We start from the raw sequence: 19082 nt of genomic DNA on the forward strand, positions 1-19082 counted from the left end.
CAGCAGGACAACCTGGACGAGGAGCTGACCGTCCGTGACAACCTCATCATGTACGGCCGCTACTTCGGGTTGCCGTACTCCTACCTGCGGGCGAAGGCCGACGAGCTGCTCGAGTTCGCGCAGCTGACCGACCGGGGCAAGGAGAAGGTCGGCGCGTTGTCCGGTGGGATGAAGCGGCGGCTCACCATCGCCCGGTCCCTCGTCAACGAGCCGAAGGTGCTGCTCCTCGACGAGCCGACGACCGGCCTCGACCCGCAGGCGCGGCACGTTCTCTGGGACCGGCTCTTCCGGCTCAAGGAGGTCGGTGTCACGCTCGTCGTGACGACCCACTTCATGGACGAGGCCGAGCAGCTGTGCGACCGGCTCGTCGTCATCGACCGGGGCCGGATCATGGCCGAGGGCACGCCGCGCCAGCTCATTCGGGAGCACTCGACGCGGGAGGTGCTCGAGGTCCGCTTCGGGGCCGACCGCAACGCGGCGGTGGTCGCGCAGCTCGAGGACATCGGCAGCCGCATCGAGGTCCTGCCCGACCGGATCCTCGTCTACGCCGACGATGGCGAGGCCGCCCTCGAGGCGGTCGCCGCGCGTGGCCTCAACCCGATCACCTCGCTGGTGCGCCGGTCGTCGCTCGAGGACGTCTTCCTGCGCCTGACGGGTCGGAGCCTCGTTGACTGAGCACACTGCGATCGCTGACCTCGGCCGGCTCGCCGCCTCGGGGCGGGTGCCGTCCCCCGAGGTCCTGGCCCGGCGTGCCCGGCGCTGGGGCTGGTGGTTCTACGTCGAGGGGTGGCTGCGCGGGGCGAAAGCCTGGGCCGTCTCCCTGCTCGTCTACATGGTCCTCATGCCGCTGTTCTACCTGGCGGCCCTCGGCCTCGGCCTCGGCAACCTCGTCGACAGCGGGGCGGGGTCTGTGGACGGCGTCCCGTACCTCGTGTTCGTCGGTCCCGCCCTGCTCGTCAACACCGTCGTCATGTCGGTGGGGGGCGAGCTGACCTACCCGGTCATGGCCGGCTTCAAGTGGCAGCGCCTGTACTACGGGCCGCACGCCACGCCGCTCACACCCGAGCAGATCGCCGTCGGCCAGCTTGCCGGCGTGCTCCTCCGTTTCGTCGTGCAGGCGGCGATCTTCCTGGGCTTCCTGCTCGCCTTCGATGCGGCACCCAGCGGCTGGGCCTGGCTCAGCGTGCCGGTCGCCGTGCTCACCGCGGCTGCCTTCGGCGCACCCCTGCAAGCCTTTGCGGCGAGCCTCGAGGACGAGGGCTACCAGTTCGCGTTCGTGCAGCGCTTCGTCATCATGCCCATGTTCCTGTTCGCCGGGACCTTCTTCCCCCTCTCGGTGATGCCGGTGTGGCTGCAGTGGATCGGGTGGGTGTCGCCCGTGTGGCACGGCACGCAGCTGGCCCGGCAGGCGACCTACGGAGCGGTCGAGCCGCTGTGGCTCACGGTGACGCACCTTGCGGTGCTCGTCGCCATGACAGGGCTGGGTGTGGCCCTCGGGCGACGGATCTACGCGAGGAGGCTGGGGCGATGACCACGGAGGCTCGCGACCGGTACGCGGCGCGGCTCGACGGGCTCTACGGCCGCAACGCCAAGGCGGTCATCGAGCGCGGCTTCCGGGTCATGAAGGGCCAGAACTGGGGCGTCATCGTCTCGGGGTTCTTCGAGCCGGTCTTCTTCCTGCTCGCCATGGGGTTCGGGCTGGGAGGTCTGGTCGGGACGGTCACGGGACCGAACGGCGAACCGATCGAGTACGCCGCGTTCATCGCTCCCGCCCTCCTCGCGACGTCCGCGATGAACGGGGCGATCTACGACTCGACGTGGAACGTCTTCTTCAAGCTGCGCTTCGCCCGGCTCTACCAGGCCATGCTCCAGACGTCCCTCGGCCCCATGGACGTGGCCATGGGGGAGATCTTCATCGCCCTCTTCCGAGGCTTCCTCTACGCCGTCGGCTTCATGGTCGTCATGCTCGTCATGGGCCTGATCACCTCGCCATGGGCGGTGCTCATGATCCCCGTCGCGCTGCTCATCGCCGTCGGCTTCGCCAGTCTCGGCATGGCCGTGACGAGCTACCTCAAGAGCTTCCAGCAGATGGACCTCGTGCAGATCGCTCTGCTGCCGATGTTCCTCTTCTCGTCCACCCTCTTCCCCATCGACGTCTTCCCGACGGCGATCCAGTGGTTCGTCCAGGCAATGCCCCTGTGGCACGGGGTCGAGCTGATGCGCCACCTGGCGGTCGGACACCTCGAGGCTGCGACCGCCGGACACGCCCTGTACTTCGTCGTCATGTCCGTGCTCGGAGTCTGGTTCACCGCGAGCCGGCTGCGTGCTCTCTTCCTGCGCTGAGACGGGTCCACGTGTGGCCTATGGGTAGTGCACCCGGTTCGTCGCCGGCAGGGCGAGGAACTCGCCGTAGCGTGCGGCCGCGTCATCGAGCACCTGCTGCTCACGAGCCGAGAGGTCGCGATGTGGGGACAGCTCGAAGACCACCCGCGTCGGTGTGACGGTGCGCTTCATCCCGGCGACGAGCTGTGCCTCGACCAGCGCCATCCCGATCGTGTTCTCCCGCTGCCGCGGCACGACACCACGGGCATCGAGCACCCAGCGCGAGTCCTGGTAGCCGCGGTAGGTCTCGTCCAGCAGCTGCAGCAGGTGAGCAGGCGGCTGGCCGGGACCGGTGGGTGGCTCGCCCGGTCCGTGCCAGTACGTCCGTCCGTCGTGCTCGAAGCAGTCCAGCTGGTCCCGGACCGCGTCGAGCCCGCGCCGGACGTCGGTCACGGTCAGGGTGGCCCAGTAGGCGAGGTCCTTCACCGTCGCGGGGCCGTGACCCGTGAAGTAGCGCAGGGCCAACCGGGCCAGGGCCGCGTCGCGATCGAACGCCTCCGGCTCGACCCGGGAACCGACGCGGTCGAGGTACGTGGCGTACGTGTGCTCACCGTCACGGGGTCGACCACTGATGGCGAGACGGTGCAGCTCGAGGTGCGCCATCAGCAACATCACCAGGCGACCGGTGACTCGCTCCGCCAGGTGCGGCAGCCGGGCGCACAAGGCCGCGCTTATCTCATCGCGCGTCCGATCCGGAGAGGCCGTCACATAGTCGAGGGTGGCGTCCGCGAGGTGCTCCACCTCCTGCATCGCCAGGCCGAGGTCGCCCAACAACTGGACGTCGACGACCTTGAACAGGCGCGGACCGGTCAGGGCCAGCAGCCAGTCGATGTCGTCGCGTGCGGCGTAGTGCCAGGTCGGGCGGAGCACATGGGTGCGGACGACCTGTCCAGAGGCGAGGAGACCAGCGAGATCACCGGGGTTCGGCGACGTCGTCCGGCTGGCGACTGCCCACGCGGACTGGCTGGGGTTCTCGGCCTGCACGGCGAGCAGCGTGTCGAGAACGGCGCTCGCGGAGTCAGCATGGGGCGTCGTGAGGAGCTGGTTCGACAGGCGCCACCGGGCAATCGCAGCATCGTCCATCCCGCCAGTATGGTGATGGCCCGCTTCGGGGACAGTGCACGCCTCGCCTACGCTGGAGGTGTGACTCCGCAGCCCGCCCGCATCCCCAACTACAAGCGCTTCCTGCTCACGGGCGGGTTCATCGGACTGGCCGTGGGCATCTGGTTCGGCCTGCGTGAACCGGGGGGCCCGAGCTACCACGAGACGGCGGAGTACTCCATGGGCACTGCCGTGTTGTTCCTCGCCGCGCTCGGGGCCTTCCTCGGGGCTGGACTGGCCGGGCTCATCGCGATCTTCCTGGACCGCTCCGGGCGCGACACGTAGCCGGCGTCCCTGAAGCATCTGAGCAGGGATGCGCCTCTTCGTCGCCATCGTCCCCCCAGACGAGGTCCTCGATGACCTCGCCGACCGTGTCGATCCTCGGCGGCTCGCCGACGAGGAGGGCGGCTCCGACCTGCGTTGGACCGACCGGCACCAGTGGCACATCACCCTGGCCTTTCTCGCCGACGTCGCGGACTGGCGCCTGGACGACCTGACCGCCGCGGTCGAGACAACGGCGGCCCGCCATCATTCGCCCGTGCTGCGGCTCGCCGGGGCTGGGGCGTTCCCGAATCCCTACGCGGCCCGGGTGCTCTACACGGGGGTGGAGCAGGTCCGTGGTGACCTGGGGAGGCTCGCGAGCGGCATACGGACGGCGTGCAACGGGGCCGGGGCCGCGCCGGGCGGCACCCGCTTCCACCCGCACGTCACGCTGGGGCGCTTCCGCCGGCCGACCGAGGCGACCCGCTGGATCCGGGCGTTCGACGCGCACGAGGGACCGGTCTGGCAGGCCACGGAGGTCACCCTGGTCGAGTCGCATCTTGGCCAGGGACGGGGGCACCGTCCGCGCTATGAGGTGGTCGCGACGGCGCCTCTCGGGTGACGCGGGCCGGGCGCGTGGGCAGGCCTGGCCCGTGGGTGTGGGAGAATCGGGCAGTGGCACGCGGCGACGGTCGACTGACCCATGATCTGCTTCACGGGGAGAAGGGACCCCAGGACGCGTGTGGCGTCTTCGGTGTGTGGGCGCCCGGTGAGGAGGTCGCCAAGCTGACCTACTTCGGGCTCTACGCACTGCAGCACCGCGGTCAGGAGTCCGCGGGGATTGCCACCTCCGACGGCGAGAAGATCCTCGTCTACAAGGACATGGGCCTCGTGTCGCAGGTGTTCGACGAGGCCGCCCTCACCTCCCTGCGCGGCCACATCGCGATCGGTCACACGCGCTACTCGACCACCGGCGGCTCGACGTGGGAGAACGCGCAGCCCACGCTCGGTGGCTCAGCCGGCCGGACCATCGCGCTCGGGCACAACGGCAACCTCATCAACACCGCCGAGCTGCGGGCGATGGTCGATGAGCACTTCGGGGACAGCCGGGTCACCGGTGAGCTGGCCCGCGGCAACACGTCCGACACCGCTCTGGTCACGACTCTCCTCTCGGCAGATCCCGAGAAGACCCCTGAGGAGGCGGCGCTCGAGCTCTTCCCACAGCTGCGCGGGGCCTTCTGCTTCGTGTTCATGGACGAGCACACGCTGTATGCGGCGCGTGACCCGTGGGGGGTCCGCCCGCTCGCGCTCGGCCGGCTCGAGCGCGGTTGGGTCGTCGCGTCCGAGACAGCCGCCCTGCAGACGATCGGGGCGTCAGTGGTCCGCGAGATCGAGCCCGGCGAGCTCATCGCGATCGACGAGGACGGCCTGCGCTCGCACCGCTTCGCCGAACCGCAGCCGAAGGGTTGTGTCTTCGAGTACGTCTACCTCGCCCGGCCCGACGCGGTGATCCGGGGCCGGGTCGTGCACGAGGCACGCGTCGAGATGGGACGGTCGCTGGCCAGGGAGCACCCGGTCGACGCCGACCTCGTCATCGGGGTGCCCGAGTCCGGCGTCCCCGCGGCCGTCGGTTATTCGCAGGAGTCGGGGATCCCCTTCGGGCAGGGCTTCGTCAAGAACGCCTACGTCGGACGGACCTTCATCCAGCCGTCGCAGACACTGCGCCAGCTCGGCATCCGGCTCAAGCTCAACGCGCTCGAGCACACCATCCGGGGCAAGCGGCTCGTCGTCGTCGATGACTCCATCGTCCGTGGCAACACCCAGCGCGCCCAGATCCGGATGCTCCGCGAGGCCGGAGCCGCCGAGGTCCACGTGCGGATCTCCTCGCCGCCCGTCCAGTGGCCGTGCTTCTACGGGATCGACTTCGCGACGCGGGCTGAGCTCATCGCGACCGGCTTGGGGGTCGAGGAGATCCGGGCCTCGATCGGTGCGGACTCCCTCGGCTACATCTCGGAAGCAGGCATGATCGCCGCCACGGACCAGCCGCCCGAGCAGTTGTGCACCGCCTGCTTCACGGGTCGCTACCCGATCGACCTGCCCGAGGACGGCCACATCGGCAAGCACGTCCTCGAGACCCTGCCGCTCACCGTCCGCACCGGCCACGACCGGTCCGTGGACGTCGACGTCGAGGGCGTGCCGATCGGCGTCGGCACCGGCGGTTCCGGAGCCCTCGACCACCCCTGACCCCCGCTGACCCCTCCCCCCTCCGGTTCGAGGTATTCCGTCGCTCCCGAGAGCGAGTCCGTACCTCGATCCGAATACCTCGAACCGTCAGGCGGCGGTGGAGCTGGACGGAGTCTCACCCAGGCCGCGTGCCACCTGGTCCATGAATGCGTCCTCCTGCAGGCGCAGCCCAACCAGGTCGATGCGCAGGACCTTGTCCTCTCGCAAGGTGACCTCGTTGCGGCTGAGATTGTCGGCGCTCACCTGAAGCCCCTCGCGGTGCTGGACGCCATCGATCTCGACCACGAGGGAGCGTCCCTCCCAGCGGACGTCGAGGTACATACGGCCGCGCTCTCCCTCGACCAGTGCCTGTCGCGTCGGCTCGGGCAGGCCGCGCACACGGCAGAGCTTGGCGAAGTCGAGCTCTCCCAGCGATTGAACGCCATCGTGGATGTAGCCGACCACGTCCTTGATGAACTTCCGCCGCTTGCGGCCCCGGAGCCGCTTGGACCAGGAGTGCAGCTGCTCGGGCGTCGCGAGTCGCTGCTGGACGGTCATGAGCAGGATCAGCGCCGCCTGCCGGTCGGACACGGCCCAATAGGCAGCCCGAAGAGCGGCTACCGCTGGTCTGGTCCGCGGGATGCCCGCTCCCACCAGCTCATCGGGGAGTCGGCGGATCACCTTGTGGAGTTTGCACCCGGGCACCTTCTTGACGGTGCACCGATGCACGACGGACACGTGGATCGTCTCGTCCGTGTAGTGCTTCAGACCCGCCGCTTGGAGAGCCGTGACGCCATCGAGGGCAGCAATGTCACGACCGGTCTCCCACACGGCTGACCATCGCAGGCCCTCGAGCGAGACGGCTCCGGTGGTTGGTGCCACGGTCTGGGTGCCGAGCACTTGCCAACGGCCGGCCTCGGCCTCGTGGCGGACGTCGTCGTGGGTCACCCCGATCTCGCTCAGCTTCCACCGGGAGATGACACCGTCTGTCTCGGCGGCGACAGCTGCGACCCGTTCCCGCCGCAGACGCGCCCGCTCCGAGCGGTTCGGAGTCGAAGTCTCGGCCAGCGGGTCTGGTGGCGTGCTCGATGGGGTCGGCATGGCCGCACCGTGGCCGATCTCGTCAACCTGACGTCGACATCGGCGACCTTCTGTGGATGGCCTCGAGCGGGCCGAAGGGGATGTGCACGCCCGGTTCGAGGTATTCGGGTCGAGGTTGCAAGTCGCTCTCGAGAGCGAGCCGATACCTCGAACCGGGGGAAGGGGTGGGGAGGGACGGGGTGAGCGGAAGGGGGAGGGGTGGGAGCGGCGGTAGGGTGGGTGCAGTGACGAGCGAGCCGCAGCCCCCCATCACGTACGCCACTGCCGGAGTCGACGTCGAGGCGGGGGACCGGGCCGTCGAGCTGATGAAGGAGTCCGTCCGGCGGGCGACGCGCCCCGAGGTTCTGGGTGGGCTCGGTGGGTTCGCCGGGATGTTCGACGCGAGCGCGATCGCGCGAATGACCCGCCCCGTCCTTGCCACGAGCACGGACGGCGTGGGAACCAAGGTCGCCATCGCCCAGGCCCTGGACCGGCACGACACGATCGGCTTCGACCTCGTCGGCATGGTCGTCGACGACATCGTCGTGTGCGGGGCCGAGCCGCTGTTCATGACCGACTACATCGCCACGGGCAAGGTCGTTCCTGAGCGGATTGCTGCCATCGTCGGCGGAATCGCCCGGGCCTGCGTGGAGGCCGGTGTCGCTCTTGTCGGCGGTGAGACCGCGGAGCACCCCGGGCTGCTCGAGCCGGACGAGTACGACGTCGCCGGCGCCGCGACCGGAGTCGTCGAGCACGCGGACGTCCTCGGTCCCCATCGAGTTCGTGCGGGTGACGTCGTCGTGGCCCTCGCCAGCAGCGGGCTGCACAGCAACGGCTACAGCTTGGTCCGCCGCGTCATTGCCTCAGCGGGCTGGCAGCTCGATCGCCACGTCGACGAGTTCGGCCGGACGCTCGGTGAGGAGCTCCTCGAGCCGACCCGGGTCTACACCAAACCGCTCCTGTCACTCATCCATGACGCAGATGTCGAGGTCCATGCCCTCAGCCACGTGACGGGCGGTGGGCTCGCAGCGAACCTGGCTCGGGTGCTCCCCCCGGGGCTGTTGGCCCGCATCGACCGATCGACCTGGACTCCGCCCGCAGTCTTCCGGACGATCCAGGACCTCGGCCGGGTGCCGCAGGCGGATCTCGAGCGCACGCTGAACCAGGGCGTCGGCTTCGTCGCCGTGCTTCCCCAGCCACATGCGGACCGCGCCATCGAGCTGAGCCAGCTCAGCGGCATACCGGCATGGCGTGTCGGCGAGGTGAGCACCGAGGCGGGTGCAATCCTCGACCCCGGCGCGGAGCTCGTCCGGGGTGCCAAGGGCGTCGCCGGCGGCGCCGTCCAGGTCGTGGGGCAGCACCCCAGGACCTGAACGGGCAGCCGTCATCGTGGGTCGGGCTGACGCCCGACGCACGAGGTGTGCAAGAAAGCGGGCGGCTCAGCGCTCGCCCGCTGCCCACTTTCCGTACTCGTCGTAGTCGTCCTCGTCAGGCCGCGACGTGTCGTCACGGTCTGCACCAGAAGACTCGCGGTGCAGCTCTCGCTCCAGCGCGCTCAAGTCCGTGTCTGGCGTGTAGTACTTGAGCTGCCGTGCGACCTTGGTCTGCTTGGCTTTGGCTCGGCCGCGCCCCATGGCGTGACCCCCTCGTGCGTCGTGCCGGGACGGCATCGCTCGGCGGAGGGCCCTCTCAAGCCCTCCGTCGTCCGCGTAGCGGCCCCGGGAATGTGTGTGTTCTCGTGGTGCTAACGCTACATGAGCCACGCAAATCCTGCTCCACCGGCACACCTTGGCCCGGGACCCGGCTGGGGGGCGGAATGAGAGGGAAAGCGGGTTTGCCCAATCTGCTACCAGCCCATAGTGCAGGGGCCTAACCTTGCTCCATTGAGCCCTTGAGGGCCAAGCGTGGTGTCGCCGAACTGAGCGACTGGGTGGTGGGGAAATGACCATGACAACACAGGATCGGCATGAGACCGAGAAGCTGTTGACGCCGGCCGAAGTTGCCGCGCTCTTCAGAGTCGACCCAAAGACCGTCACTCGATGGGCCAAGGCCGGCAAGCTCACCTCGATCCGGACTCTCGGCGGGCACCGCCGGTACCGCGAGTCCGAGGTCCGGGCACTCCTGGGCGGCCACTGAGCGCACGCCGAGGTGTCAGGGGTAGGGCAGCTGGCGGCTGTCACGGGCAGTAGCGCCCAGGTGTTGTCCGTCGGGGACTGCGGGGCTTCGGCATGCCTCGATGGTGCCGCGGCATAGTGTCCGGAGCTGGGCTGTCGGCGGGTGACCGTACGGTTTGCCCATGACCTCCACGCCAGAAATCACCGCGATCACCCTCGGAGTGCGTGACGTCGAGCGGTCGCGCCGCTTCTACGTCGACGGGCTCGGCTTCCGTCAGGTCCTCGAGATCCCTGGGGACATCGCCTTCGTCCAGTGCGCCCCCGGCCAGCTGCTCGCCCTCTGGGACGTGGAGCAGATGCCGACGGAGTACGGCGACGTGGCCCATGGATCCGCGGCCCCACCTGTCTCGCTCGGCCACAACGTCGACGGCCCGACCGCGTGCAGGAGCTGTATGCCGCTGCGCTGGCGGCCGGGGCGACCGCCGTCACCGAGCCGGCCGAGCGGGAGTGGGGTGGGGTGAGCGCCTGCGTGGCCGACCCGGACGGCTTCCGTTGGGACTTCGTCTGGAATCGGGAATTCCGGGTGGACGATGACGGAACGGTCCGTCTGGGTGGTGATGCCTGACGGGCCGGGCAACCCGCCACGCGTCAGTGCGACTGGACGGTTGGCTGTCGACCCGGTCGTTGACCGGGTCGGCGCGTCAGCGCACGCGGCCGACGACGTACGCCGAGGTCCAGATCGTCGACAGCTGGACTCTTTGGCCGGGCCGGGGAGCGTGCCAGATCCTGCCCGAGCCGGCGTAGATACCGACGTGGTAGGCCCGGCCGCCACTCATGAAGAAGATGAGGTCACCGGCCTGCTTGGACGACTTGGCGAGCCAGATCGAGGCGCGGCGTTGGGCATCCGCCGTACGGGGTATGTAGCGGCCGATCCTGGTCTTGTACACGTAGTAGACCAGGCCGGAGCAGTCGAAGGCAGACGGGCCGGCTGCACCCCACCGGTAGGGATCGCCCTTCTGCGCGGCGGCGATGCGGACGGCGAGCTGTCGGGTCGACCAGGAGACGGCTATGGGCTGGGTCCTGATCGTGACTGGGCCCGCGGCTGTTGAGTTCTCGGTGGTGGTCGCCCGAGCGGTGCCGGGCGAGGACGGTGGCGCTCCAAGGGTGCCGAGAGCAAGGGCGGCGGCTAGCAGGGGCGCGAACAGCAATGAGCGCGCGGCAGCGCCGCGCACGGAGGTCGTGCTTGACATGGGTGGTCCTCCCACGCCTTCGAGGTGAGCTGTCGGGTTCGGACGGAAGTGGCCCGGCCACACCAGTGGCTTCACCCCAAGGCCGGTCGCACCCCGAGAAGCAACTCGGCCGAAAATGGTTCCCCCGCTCCTGCCCGCGGATTATTGATCCCAGCGGCGGGCAGGATTCGGCGGCCGTGGGTCACCCGGCAAGGCGGGTGAGATATGGACCTTCCGACGCTAACGATCCGATCACCTTCGCGCAAGACATGTGGCGCCAACCGCACCACATACGATATAGGGCCGCAGCGCGTCCGGGCTCGATCTGTGGGCTGTTCAAGGCTCGGTCGAGTACTCGGTCGATGACCGGTCGACCCCTCAGTTGACGACCGCCGAGCGGCGCTCCAGGAGCACGACGTCGCGCCACCGCCCATCGAGCTGAGCGACTCGCTGCCGCACCCCCACCTCGCGGAACCCGAGACGTCGATGCAGGGCCAGGCTGGCGACGTTCTCGGGGAAGACGCCGGACTGGATCGTCCAGATCCCGGCCGCCTCGGTTGAGGCGATGAGCGTCTCGAGCAGGGCCCGCCCCACGCCACGCCCGCGTGCTCGCGGATCGACGTAGACCGAGTGCTCGACGACGCCCGCATACGCCCGCCGGGACGACACGGGAGTCACCGCGATCCAGCCGAGCACGACGCCGTCGTCGTCGAGGGCGACGAACCGGTGCCCCGAAAGCCGGGACGCATCGAACTCGGCCCACGTCGGCGCCTCGGTCTCGAAGGTCGCCAGCCGGCCGTCGATTCCCAGCTGGTAGATGCGAATGACGTCGTCGGCGTGGCGGGCCGTCAGCGCCGTGATCCGCACGGCACCCAGACTAGCGCCGCTGTCGGGTGGCCCGAGTCAGTGGCCGAGAGCGCGGAGCTCGAGTCTGGTCGCGAGGCGCGTCACGGGGTCGGCGAGGTCGAGGTCGACGATCTCGGGCAGCTTCTGCATCCGGTAGCGCAGTGTGTTGGGGTGGATGTGGAGCAAGGTCGCGGCCGTCCGCGGCTCCCCGGGATGGTCGAGCCAGGCAGCGAGGGTGGCCGCATAGTGCGTGCCGTGTTCTGCATCGTGGGCCTGCAGGTCGGGCACGGGGCCGGGCGACCGATAAGCCCGTATGCCGCTCACTGCCCTCTCGCACGTCACCTCGGCCCAGGCCTCCTCCACCGCCACCGCGCTCTGTGGCAGTCGGCCGGCGATGGCGAGGCGGTGCACTTCCAGCGCCTCGTGGCGAGAACGCGCGAGCTGCGGAAGCTGGCGCACGACACTGCCCGCCGAGGCACGGACTGCGGGCCGCGTCTGGACGAGGTCTGCCACGGCGGCACGAAGCCAGGTCCACGTGCCGGGGGCCGCTCGCGACTCCTGGTCCTCGTCTGAGTCGCCATCCCTCACGAGGGCCATCACGTCGTCGTCGAGCAGGGCGAGCAGGGGCCGCCGCCAGGAGAGTCGCCGACAGGCGGACTCCCACGCGTCCAGCTGGTTCTCCGGGTCGAGGGCGGGGTCGCCTGCCAGCGCGACGACGCGCCACGGCGGGGCGGGCAGCCACCCCTCCGCCTCGGACACGTTGCCCGAGAGCAGGTCGCGCAACCGGTCAGCGGCGACTCGCCGGGCCAGGTCCGCCTCCGAGCGCAGCCGCAGCAGGTGGAGAGCCACGACGGACGCCGTCTGCGTCAGCGACCGGATCGTCTCGGCGGGAGGCGGCTCGTCGACGACTGCCCAGATGGAGCCCAACCACTCGTCCGCGGCCCGGACGGGAATGACGAGCCGGGCCTGCAGCTGGCTGTCGGCCGGGACGAAGAAGGGGTCGCTCGAGCGGGCCAGGCGCCGGAAGACCCCCCGACCGCGCAAGCTCGTCAAGATCGCGTCCGGAACCTTCCTGCCCACGATCGTGGAGAGCCGGACCGGGTCGGCGACGTCCTGTCGAGACGAGTAGGCAAGGACGCGCGACTGGGTGTCCTCGATGGTGACGGGCGCCTCGACGAGGGCGGCGCACGCGTCGGCGAGAGCGAAGAGGTCGTCGTGGACGGGTCCGTCGCTCCGCGTTGAGGTCCCCGTCGCGGCGCGGTCCAGGATGCCGCGGAGCAGCCACACGACGTGAGCCCAGGAGGCGTGGTCGGCGAGCTCCACAAGGGGTTGGCCGAGGCGGAGCGCGGCCCCGCGGACATCCCGGCGCCGAGCCAGTCCGCGCCGGACGACGACACCGCCGCTCCCGACCCGCCGGGCGGCTTCGATCAGTGAGATCGCAGCCTCCGGGGACTCGATGCCCACGCCGAGCAGCAGGTCGCCCGCTTGGCCGAAGACTCCAGATGCGGGCTCGGCCAGCGTGATGTCGTCCACCTCGGGTCCAGGGGCCTCGACGGCGAGGCGGAGCAGGCCGCCGCCGAGCGCGCCGACAACATCGGCGAGCGAAAGACCACGAGGGCTGGTTGCCTTGGGCTGGGACATGGCTCCATGTTGGTCGAGCCATTGGTGCTCGGGCAACAGCTGACGCGGTGAGTCTTGTGTTCACGCCACCATGGGTCCACGTCTCGCATGCAGAACCATGGGATGTATGGCATCCGTCACCCCCTCTGGTCTTCCCGTCCCTGAGCGCGTCGCCGTGGTCGGCGCCGGGATGGTCGGCCTCGCCACCGCCTGGTTCCTCCAGGAGCGCGGTGTCGAGGTCACCGTCATCGAGCGGGACGGCGTGGCCGCCGGCTCATCCTGGGGCAACGCCGGCTGGCTGACTCCGGGCATCGCGACGCCGCTGCCTGAGCCGGCCGTCCTCAAGTACGGCCTCCGGGCCGTCCTGAGCCCGAGCTCCCCGGTCTACGTGCCGCCCAGTGCGAACGCCAACTTCCTCAAGTTCGTCGCCGGGTTCACCCGCCACTCCACGATGAAGGCGTGGAAGAAGGCGATGGGCTCGCTCGTGCCGATCAACGACCTGTCGCTGGCGAGCTTCGACCTGCTCAAGGCGGGCGGTGTCGACGCCGACACCTTCGAGGCGAAGTCGTTCACAGCTGCGTACCGCACCGCCAAGGAGCGCACCACCCTCCTCGAGGAGATCGAGCACATCCACGCGCAGGGCGGCGACATCACGTTCGACGTCCTCACCGGCGACGAGGCCCGAGCGATCGAGCCGGCCCTCTCCGACGCCATCGGCGCCGCGATCGTGCTCCACGGCCAGCGCTTCATCGATCCGGGCGCCTATGTCGCTGCCCTCGGTGACGCGGTCATCGCGCGCGGCGGCAAGATGCTCATCGGTGGAGCCGTGACTGGCCTGCGCGACTCCGGGCGTGGCGTCGTCGTCGAGACCGAGACCGGCGCGGCCGAGGAGTACGACCAGGTCGTCATCGCCACGGGTGCCTGGCTGGGCCGGCTCGCCCGACAGTTCGGGGTGAAGAAGGTCGTCCAGGCCGGTCGTGGCTACTCGTTCTCCGTCGAGGTCGAGGACCTGCCGAACGGCCCCGTGTACTTCCCCGCGGCACGCGTCGCCTGCACACCGGTCGGAGACCGTCTCCGCGTGGCAGGGATGATGGAGTTCCGCCAGCCCGAGGCGGCCCTCGACCCGCGCCGGATCAAGGCGATCGTCGAGAGCGCCCGCCCCCTCCTCAAGGGCGCGGACCTCGACAACCGCCACGACGAGTGGGTCGGCTCCCGTCCTTGCACCGTCGACGGACTTCCGCTCATCGGTGCGACCGGGTCACCGCGCGTCTTCGTCGCGGGCGGGCATGGCATGTGGGGCATCACCCTCGGCCCGGTCACGGGTCGCCTGCTCGCCGAGCAGATGGTGACCGGCAAGACGCCCGCCGAGCTGCGTCCGTTCAACCCGCTGCGCTGAACCCGAGTTGACTCGTCCCCCAACCCGCCCGCGGTTCGTGCGCGGGCGGGAGGCTGGGAGGTCACAGTCGTGTGGGACCGAGCTCAGCGGCATACGGCATGGGTTGTTCAACGTGACTGACTCGGTGGAAACCCACCGACTGCCGTCGCCTGCTCACGCACCGCCTGCCACTGCCCACCGCGCTGCTCGTAGAGCATGAGGTGCCACGTCTCGTGGACGACGTGGCCTTGGCCAGGAGTGACGACGTCGATCTTTGACGCGTACCAGAGCGTCGCCGCCGCCCCATGCACCCGAACCTCGATGTCCGAGATCGGCTCGAAGGCCTGGTAGTCGAGATCTCCGGTCCTGATGAGATCGACGTACTCGGCGCGGGTCAGCACGACGCCAGGCGGCGGAACCAGCTCGAAGTCTGCGGCGTGGAGTCGCTCGATGACCGCCAGGTCTGCGTCGACCAGTGCGCTCAGGCGCTGGCGCTCGAGCTGCTGCAGGGCGCCAGCAGTCGCCGCTTCGCGTGTGGTGTCCGCCCCAGAGCCCTTGGTCTCAGCCTGCGATCCGGAACACGCCTGGGTGAGTCCAAGGACGCACAGGGCGACGAACCCGATGGCGAGCTGGACCAGCCTGACCCTCGTCGGACTGCGCTCGGTGTTGTCGCGTGATCCCATGGCCGGCCCCTCTCCCCAGTGGCCTGGTCCCTTCACGGTGGAGCGCGGTCGTCGCCGATGCAATCCCAGAAAGCTGGGATGCCGCCTACCATGTGAGGATGTCGACGACGCGACAGCGTGATCGTTGTCGGGAGCGACTCGAGGGGATGAGTCGCTCGGACATGAGCGTCGACTCCTTCCGGAACGAGGCCGTCCTCGAGCTGCGGTCGATCATCGGATTCGACCGCTGGTGTTGGTCGCTCGGCGATCCGGACACGTTGGTTCCCGGGTGTGGGGTCGCCGATCACGACTACGGGCCTGCCCTGGCTCGGGCGCTGGAGCTGGAGTTCGGGGGGCAGGACGTCGCGACGAAGGACGCCATCGCGCGTCGGGCGCGGCCGGTGGGGACCCTGAGCAATGACACCCACGGCGACCTGGCGCGTTCAGCCCGCTGGGACGAGGTACTGCGGCCCGTCGGCATCGGCGACACAGCGATCGTCGCGTGCCGCGACGCCCACGGCTGTTGGGGCTGGTTCGACGCCCATCGAGACCGGTCGGACGAGCCGTTCGTGGACGACGACCTCATGCTGCTGGCGGACGTGGCGCCGACGCTGGCCCTGCCCCTCCGGCGCGACCTCGCGCGGTCGCGCGAACCGCGCGAGGTCGACTCCCCGCCGTCAGGCACGCTGGTGCTGAGCCTGGATCTGCGACTGCTGAGTCACACGGAACCGGCGCGCCGATGGCTGGACCTGCTCCCGGCAGCGCAGCTGTTCGCGAGCTGGGGGATGCTGCCTGCACCGCTGTACCCGGTTGCCACGCTGGCCCGAGAAGGTGCCAGCCAGCGCGCCCGGACCCTGGTCTGCGCGACGAACGGCACGTGGGTCAGGATCGAGGCTGCACCGCTGATGGGCACGGGTGGCGACATCGCCGTCACCATCCGGTCCGCAACACCGGCAGAGACCCTCGACGTCCTGTCGCGGGCACGCGGTCTCACCGGACGCGAGCGAGAGCTGGTCGCCCTCCTCGTGGGCGGACTGGACACGTCCGCCATCAGCAGGCGGCTCTCCATCTCGCAGTACACCGTCCAGGACCACCTCAAGTCCGTCTTCGCCAAGACCGGCGTGCGGAGTCGGAGGGAGCTGGTCGCCGCGCTGAGCGGCGGTGGCCTCGTCCCCGGCCACGGACCCAACGGCCACGTCGACGGAGACTGAGCTCAGCGGCATACGGCATGAAGGTGCTTGCTGTGCAACGGTGCTCAGGTCCGGCTCGCGGGAACCTTGTTGACCGTGCACACGAACGACTTCACGATGCCGGTGTCCACGGCGTCGCCGGCGCTGATCGCCGCCATGACCTCGTCGAGGGCGTCGAGCACGCCGTTGTGGTCGAGGTCGCCCGAGGCGAGCGCGGAGTCGTACCCGTTGGGCAGTGTGACGGCGTGGACCTGCCACCGGCCGCCGTTGAAGTCGCGGTAGCCGGGGGCGCTCTCGGCGACACTGCGCTGGGCCGCGCCGAAGCTGTAGATGGCGTCGAAGCTCCGGTCCGGGGCGCCGGTGCCCGACAGGTCCGTCGGCGTGGCCACGGTGCGGTAGAGAACGTGGTCGACGTAGAACGCAGGTCCGCTGACGCCGGCGCTCGCCGGTCCGGCACCGCCGATCGCGAGGCCCGCAGTGGCTGCTAGGGCGGCCGTCGTGCCGAGAATTCGCTTGATGTGCATTCGATTTCACCTCCGTCGAGCCAGCCGGGCGGCTGGTCCCCTCGATTCAACGGCGGCGGCCTCGCGGACTCCATGATCGCCTCGTTACCCGGTCCTTACGTGGTCGTGACAGGGACGCCTGGGGCCCTTGGATGCGCTTCCTCGCGGCTGGTGCAGCCCTATCCTGAGGACGTGCCTCGGGTGCTCGTGATCGACGACGACTCGACGGTCGCAGACGTCGTGGCCGCCTACCTCGAGCGCGCCGGCATGGACGTCGATGTCGTGGGCGACGGCGTCGCCGGGCTGGCGGTCGCGAGGGACCATCGACCGGACGTCGTCCTGCTGGACCTCATGCTGCCCGGGCCCGATGGACTCGAGGTGTGCCGGCAGCTGCGCCTCGTCCATCCGGGGCTGCCGGTCATCATGGTCACCGCCCGCGGTGAAGAGCCGGATCGGGTCCTCGGCCTGCAGATCGGTGCGGACGACTACGTGACCAAGCCGTTCAGCCCGCGGGAGCTCGTCCTGCGAGTCCAGTCCCTGCTGCGCCGCGTGGAGCACGCTGCCGGGGCGCAGGCGGACGGCGCAGACGCGGCACCGCCCGAGCTCGTCGACGGTGACCTCGTGGTCGACCGTGCCGGTCATCGCATTCGGCTCGGTGGGCGTGAGCTGGCCCTGACGACAAGGGAGTTCGATCTGCTTGGCTGGTTCGTCGCCCATCCGGGCCAGGTGTTCACGCGCGCCCAGCTGATGTCTGCGGTGTGGGGCTGGGAGTTCGGCGACGAGTCCACGGTGACCGTCCACGTCCGACGGGTCCGGGAGAAGATCGAGGCCGACCCGGGCCGGCCAAGCCGGCTGGTCACTGTCTTCGGCGTCGGCTACCGGTGGGACCCGGCAACTCCCTTGGAGGGCGACCCGCATGGGGGCTGAGCTGCAAGCCGTCCTCGTGTCGGCGGGCGTGGCGACGCTGGTCGGAGGCGCGGGCGCCGTCATCGTGCTGCTCCTCACGCGCGAGCCCTCCGTGCGCACCGTGGCGCGTGCCGCGCTGGCCGCACCCGTCATCGTGGTGCTCGCGGTCGCAGCCGGGATCTACGCGAGTGCTCGGGCCATGCTCCTGTCCGAGCACGACTCCCGCCTCGTGCTGCTCGGCCTGCTGGCTGCCTTCCCCGTCGCCCTCGTGACGGGCTGGATCATCGCGCGGCACGTCCAGGACCTGGGCCGGACGCTCGCAGAGGCCGAGTCGGCACGGCGGCGAGAGCTCGAGGTGGAGGAGCGCCGGCGTGAGCTCGTCGCCTGGCTTTCCCATGACCTGCGGACCCCTCTGGCCGGCATCGGTGCGCTGGCCGAAGCCCTCGAGGACGGTGTCGCGGACGATCCAGCAGACGCCTTCGCGAGGCTGCGTCACGAGGTCGGCCGCATGAGCGACATGGTCGACGACCTGCTCGACCTGTCGCGGATCCACGCGGGAGACGTCGCCCGGCACCGACAGCCAGTGAGCCTGAGCGACCTCGTGTCCGACGTCGTCGCATCGGCCCAGCCCGTGGCGGCGGCCTCGGGCGTGGCGCTGTCCGGGACGACGGGAGGCCCCGTCGTCGCGTCAGTCGATGCGAGGGAGCTGACGCGAGTGGTCGAGAACCTCGTCTCGAACGCCTTGCGGCACACGCCTGCCGGTGGCTCCGTCCAGGTTTCTGTGGGGGAGTGCGACGGCCGGCGGATCGTCGCGGTCCAGGACGGCTGCGGGGGCATCCCAGAGGAGCTCCTGCCGCGCCTGTTCGAGCCGGCCTTCCGGGGGACGGCTGCCCGCACGCCGCGCGGGTCCGAGGGAGCCGGCCTGGGCCTTGCCATCGTGAATGGAATCATTGCGGCCCATGGCGGCTCGGTGTCGGTGCGAAACCACGGGGCTGGGTGTCGTTTCGAGGTGTCACTGCCGGACGCCTGACGGGTCGCGGGCGCTGCCGGACGCCTGACGGGTCGCGGGCGTCGCGGGCGCGCCGACCTACGCTGCGGTCAGGGCCGCCGAGCCGAACGCCACGTTGAAGCGGTCGCACCAGATGACGACCGAGGTGAGGCCGTGCAGGTCGACTCCGTCTGGGAGGCGGTAGTTCTGGTTACCGTTGGTGCCCTTGAGGGGCCCGAGGCGAACGTAGCGACCATCGTCGTAGCGTCCCCAGTCGCGGCGGCCGGCCGGCTGGTCGGTGAGCCAGACGTGGACGTCGGGACCGTCGCTCGTCGAGAAGTCCTCGAGCCGCAGGACCACCGATCCGTCAGGCAGCGCGAGCACGCGGGCGCGTCCGGAGGTCGGGTGCTCGCCATCGATGAAGGTGCCGGTGGCGAGCGTTCGCTGTTCCGGATCGGGCACTGTGCTGGGGGACCTCGGCGACGTGACGCCCTTGCCCGGCTCTGCGGAGGACGACGGCGTGACCATCGGGAGCGCTTCGTCAACCGTGCTGCGCGTCAGGAGCCGCCACGGCTGGAAGAGTGCCGCGGCGACCACAGCCA

At 69.9% G+C, this 19082-nt stretch carries 22 protein-coding genes and 1 riboswitch; of the genes, 13 read left to right on the top strand and 9 right to left on the bottom strand.

Features of this window, described 5'->3' with window-relative positions:
* The 3 genes from ABF401_RS01580 to ABF401_RS01590 form a co-directional block, all read left to right on the top strand.
* Positions 1-675: ATP-binding cassette domain-containing protein (locus ABF401_RS01580; RefSeq protein ID WP_353507780.1), on the top strand; the 675-nt coding region annotated here is incomplete at its 5' end.
* Positions 668-1531, top strand: a complete 864-nt coding sequence (locus tag ABF401_RS01585) for an ABC transporter permease (RefSeq protein ID WP_353507781.1) — start codon at positions 668-670, stop codon at positions 1529-1531. The genes ABF401_RS01580 and ABF401_RS01585, both read left to right, overlap by 8 nt.
* A complete protein-coding gene (locus ABF401_RS01590) occupies positions 1528-2343 on the top strand; it encodes an ABC transporter permease (RefSeq protein WP_353507782.1) in 816 nt (271 codons plus the stop codon). Before ABF401_RS01585 ends, ABF401_RS01590 begins: the two co-directional genes overlap by 4 nt.
* 18 nt (positions 2344-2361) lie before the next feature.
* Here the strand turns inward: ABF401_RS01590 and ABF401_RS01595 are convergent, their stop codons facing one another.
* Positions 2362-3465 carry a winged helix DNA-binding domain-containing protein gene (locus ABF401_RS01595; RefSeq protein WP_353507783.1) on the bottom strand — a complete coding sequence of 368 codons (1104 nt, stop codon included), beginning with the start codon at positions 3463-3465 and terminating at the stop codon, positions 2362-2364.
* A gap of 60 nt (positions 3466-3525) precedes the next feature.
* Here ABF401_RS01595 and ABF401_RS01600 point away from each other — a divergent pair, with 60 nt between their 5' ends.
* From ABF401_RS01600 to purF, 3 genes are read left to right on the top strand one after another with little or no spacing between them, the layout of a single operon-like run.
* The gene (locus tag ABF401_RS01600) at positions 3526-3768 is read left to right on the top strand and encodes a hypothetical protein (RefSeq protein WP_353507784.1); all 243 of its coding nucleotides are present in this window, start codon (positions 3526-3528) and stop codon (positions 3766-3768) included.
* Between the two features lie 28 nt (positions 3769-3796).
* On the top strand, positions 3797-4366 hold the full coding sequence (gene thpR / locus ABF401_RS01605) for an RNA 2',3'-cyclic phosphodiesterase (RefSeq protein ID WP_353507785.1): 570 nt from the start codon (positions 3797-3799) through the stop codon (positions 4364-4366).
* Between the two features lie 53 nt (positions 4367-4419).
* Positions 4420-5988 (top strand): amidophosphoribosyltransferase, encoded by a 1569-nt coding sequence (purF, locus tag ABF401_RS01610; protein WP_353507786.1) that lies wholly within the window; start codon positions 4420-4422, stop codon positions 5986-5988.
* 87 nt (positions 5989-6075) lie between these two features.
* Here purF and ABF401_RS01615 read toward each other — a convergent pair whose 3' ends face one another.
* Positions 6076-7068 carry a hypothetical protein gene (locus tag ABF401_RS01615; RefSeq protein ID WP_353507787.1) on the bottom strand — a complete coding sequence of 331 codons (993 nt, stop codon included), beginning with the start codon at positions 7066-7068 and terminating at the stop codon, positions 6076-6078.
* Positions 7069-7292: 224 nt separating this feature from the next.
* Between ABF401_RS01615 and purM the strand changes: the two genes are divergently transcribed.
* Positions 7293-8420, top strand: a complete 1128-nt coding sequence (gene purM / locus ABF401_RS01620) for a phosphoribosylformylglycinamidine cyclo-ligase (RefSeq protein WP_353507788.1) — start codon at positions 7293-7295, stop codon at positions 8418-8420.
* Between the two features lie 66 nt (positions 8421-8486).
* On the opposite strand, the gene ABF401_RS01625 is transcribed toward purM, so the two are convergent.
* Entirely contained in the window at positions 8487-8681 is a 195-nt protein-coding gene (locus ABF401_RS01625) for a DUF3073 domain-containing protein (protein ID WP_324141224.1), read from the bottom strand.
* Positions 8682-8994: 313 nt separating this feature from the next.
* Between ABF401_RS01625 and ABF401_RS01630 the strand changes: the two genes are divergently transcribed.
* Positions 8995-9183: a BldC family transcriptional regulator gene (locus tag ABF401_RS01630; protein WP_324141222.1), complete on the top strand. Its 189-nt coding sequence runs from the start codon at positions 8995-8997 to the stop codon at positions 9181-9183.
* Between the two features lie 160 nt (positions 9184-9343).
* Positions 9344-9682 (top strand): VOC family protein, encoded by a 339-nt coding sequence (locus ABF401_RS01635; RefSeq protein WP_353507789.1) that lies wholly within the window; start codon positions 9344-9346, stop codon positions 9680-9682.
* Between the two features lie 180 nt (positions 9683-9862).
* On the opposite strand, the gene ABF401_RS01640 is transcribed toward ABF401_RS01635, so the two are convergent.
* The 3 genes from ABF401_RS01640 to ABF401_RS01650 all read right to left on the bottom strand — a co-directional run bounded on the left by ABF401_RS01640 (position 9863) and on the right by ABF401_RS01650 (position 12877).
* Entirely contained in the window at positions 9863-10411 is a 549-nt protein-coding gene (locus ABF401_RS01640; protein WP_353507790.1) for a C40 family peptidase, read from the bottom strand.
* Between the two features lie 3 nt (positions 10412-10414).
* Positions 10415-10594, bottom strand: a riboswitch (cyclic di-AMP (ydaO/yuaA leader).
* Positions 10595-10768: 174 nt separating this feature from the next.
* On the bottom strand, positions 10769-11257 hold the full coding sequence (locus tag ABF401_RS01645) for a GNAT family N-acetyltransferase (protein ID WP_353507791.1): 489 nt from the start codon (positions 11255-11257) through the stop codon (positions 10769-10771).
* A gap of 36 nt (positions 11258-11293) precedes the next feature.
* Positions 11294-12877: a PucR family transcriptional regulator gene (locus ABF401_RS01650; RefSeq protein WP_353507792.1), complete on the bottom strand. Its 1584-nt coding sequence runs from the start codon at positions 12875-12877 to the stop codon at positions 11294-11296.
* 106 nt (positions 12878-12983) lie between these two features.
* On the opposite strand from ABF401_RS01650, the gene ABF401_RS01655 reads away from it, so the two are divergent.
* Positions 12984-14252, top strand: coding sequence for an NAD(P)/FAD-dependent oxidoreductase (locus ABF401_RS01655; protein ID WP_353507793.1), 1269 nt, complete (start codon positions 12984-12986; stop codon positions 14250-14252).
* Between the two features lie 107 nt (positions 14253-14359).
* Here the strand turns inward: ABF401_RS01655 and ABF401_RS01660 are convergent, their stop codons facing one another.
* A complete protein-coding gene (locus tag ABF401_RS01660; protein WP_353507794.1) occupies positions 14360-14914 on the bottom strand; it encodes a nuclear transport factor 2 family protein in 555 nt (184 codons plus the stop codon).
* Between the two features lie 98 nt (positions 14915-15012).
* On the opposite strand from ABF401_RS01660, the gene ABF401_RS01665 reads away from it, so the two are divergent.
* Complete coding sequence (locus ABF401_RS01665; protein WP_353507795.1) at positions 15013-16104, top strand: LuxR C-terminal-related transcriptional regulator; 1092 nt, start codon at positions 15013-15015, stop codon at positions 16102-16104.
* A 44-nt stretch (positions 16105-16148) separates the two neighbouring features.
* Here the strand turns inward: ABF401_RS01665 and ABF401_RS01670 are convergent, their stop codons facing one another.
* On the bottom strand, positions 16149-16607 hold the full coding sequence (locus tag ABF401_RS01670; RefSeq protein WP_353507796.1) for a hypothetical protein: 459 nt from the start codon (positions 16605-16607) through the stop codon (positions 16149-16151).
* A gap of 171 nt (positions 16608-16778) precedes the next feature.
* On the opposite strand from ABF401_RS01670, the gene ABF401_RS01675 reads away from it, so the two are divergent.
* A complete protein-coding gene (locus ABF401_RS01675) occupies positions 16779-17513 on the top strand; it encodes a response regulator transcription factor (protein ID WP_353507797.1) in 735 nt (244 codons plus the stop codon).
* Positions 17503-18522: a sensor histidine kinase gene (locus ABF401_RS01680; protein ID WP_353507798.1), complete on the top strand. Its 1020-nt coding sequence runs from the start codon at positions 17503-17505 to the stop codon at positions 18520-18522. Before ABF401_RS01675 ends, ABF401_RS01680 begins: the two co-directional genes overlap by 11 nt.
* Positions 18523-18579: 57 nt before the next feature.
* Here ABF401_RS01680 and ABF401_RS01685 read toward each other — a convergent pair.
* On the bottom strand, positions 18580-19082 hold a 503-nt coding region (locus tag ABF401_RS01685), incomplete at its 5' end, for a DM13 domain-containing protein (RefSeq protein ID WP_353507799.1).

Origin of the sequence: Intrasporangium sp. (assembly GCF_040414665.1) — a bacterium.
Lineage (GTDB): Bacteria > Actinomycetota > Actinomycetes > Actinomycetales > Dermatophilaceae > Intrasporangium.

What these genes read in the sequence shown, in the direction of transcription:
- ABF401_RS01660 (WP_353507794.1), bottom strand. Translation starts at nt 14,914, where the DNA reads ATGGGATCACGCGACAACACCGAGCGCAGTCCGACGAGGGTCAGGCTG.
- ABF401_RS01590 (WP_353507782.1), top strand. Translation starts at nt 1,528, where the DNA reads ATGACCACGGAGGCTCGCGACCGGTACGCGGCGCGGCTCGACGGGCTC.
- ABF401_RS01670 (WP_353507796.1), bottom strand. Translation starts at nt 16,607, where the DNA reads ATGCACATCAAGCGAATTCTCGGCACGACGGCCGCCCTAGCAGCCACT.
- ABF401_RS01640 (WP_353507790.1), bottom strand. Translation starts at nt 10,411, where the DNA reads ATGTCAAGCACGACCTCCGTGCGCGGCGCTGCCGCGCGCTCATTGCTG.
- ABF401_RS01650 (WP_353507792.1), bottom strand. Translation starts at nt 12,877, where the DNA reads ATGTCCCAGCCCAAGGCAACCAGCCCTCGTGGTCTTTCGCTCGCCGAT.
- ABF401_RS01655 (WP_353507793.1), top strand. Translation starts at nt 12,984, where the DNA reads ATGGCATCCGTCACCCCCTCTGGTCTTCCCGTCCCTGAGCGCGTCGCC.
- ABF401_RS01625 (WP_324141224.1), bottom strand. Translation starts at nt 8,681, where the DNA reads ATGGGGCGCGGCCGAGCCAAAGCCAAGCAGACCAAGGTCGCACGGCAG.
- ABF401_RS01635 (WP_353507789.1), top strand. Translation starts at nt 9,344, where the DNA reads ATGACCTCCACGCCAGAAATCACCGCGATCACCCTCGGAGTGCGTGAC.
- ABF401_RS01680 (WP_353507798.1), top strand. Translation starts at nt 17,503, where the DNA reads ATGGGGGCTGAGCTGCAAGCCGTCCTCGTGTCGGCGGGCGTGGCGACG.
- ABF401_RS01595 (WP_353507783.1), bottom strand. Translation starts at nt 3,465, where the DNA reads ATGGACGATGCTGCGATTGCCCGGTGGCGCCTGTCGAACCAGCTCCTC.
- thpR (WP_353507785.1), top strand. Translation starts at nt 3,797, where the DNA reads ATGCGCCTCTTCGTCGCCATCGTCCCCCCAGACGAGGTCCTCGATGAC.
- ABF401_RS01665 (WP_353507795.1), top strand. Translation starts at nt 15,013, where the DNA reads ATGTCGACGACGCGACAGCGTGATCGTTGTCGGGAGCGACTCGAGGGG.
- ABF401_RS01615 (WP_353507787.1), bottom strand. Translation starts at nt 7,068, where the DNA reads ATGCCGACCCCATCGAGCACGCCACCAGACCCGCTGGCCGAGACTTCG.
- ABF401_RS01630 (WP_324141222.1), top strand. Translation starts at nt 8,995, where the DNA reads ATGACAACACAGGATCGGCATGAGACCGAGAAGCTGTTGACGCCGGCC.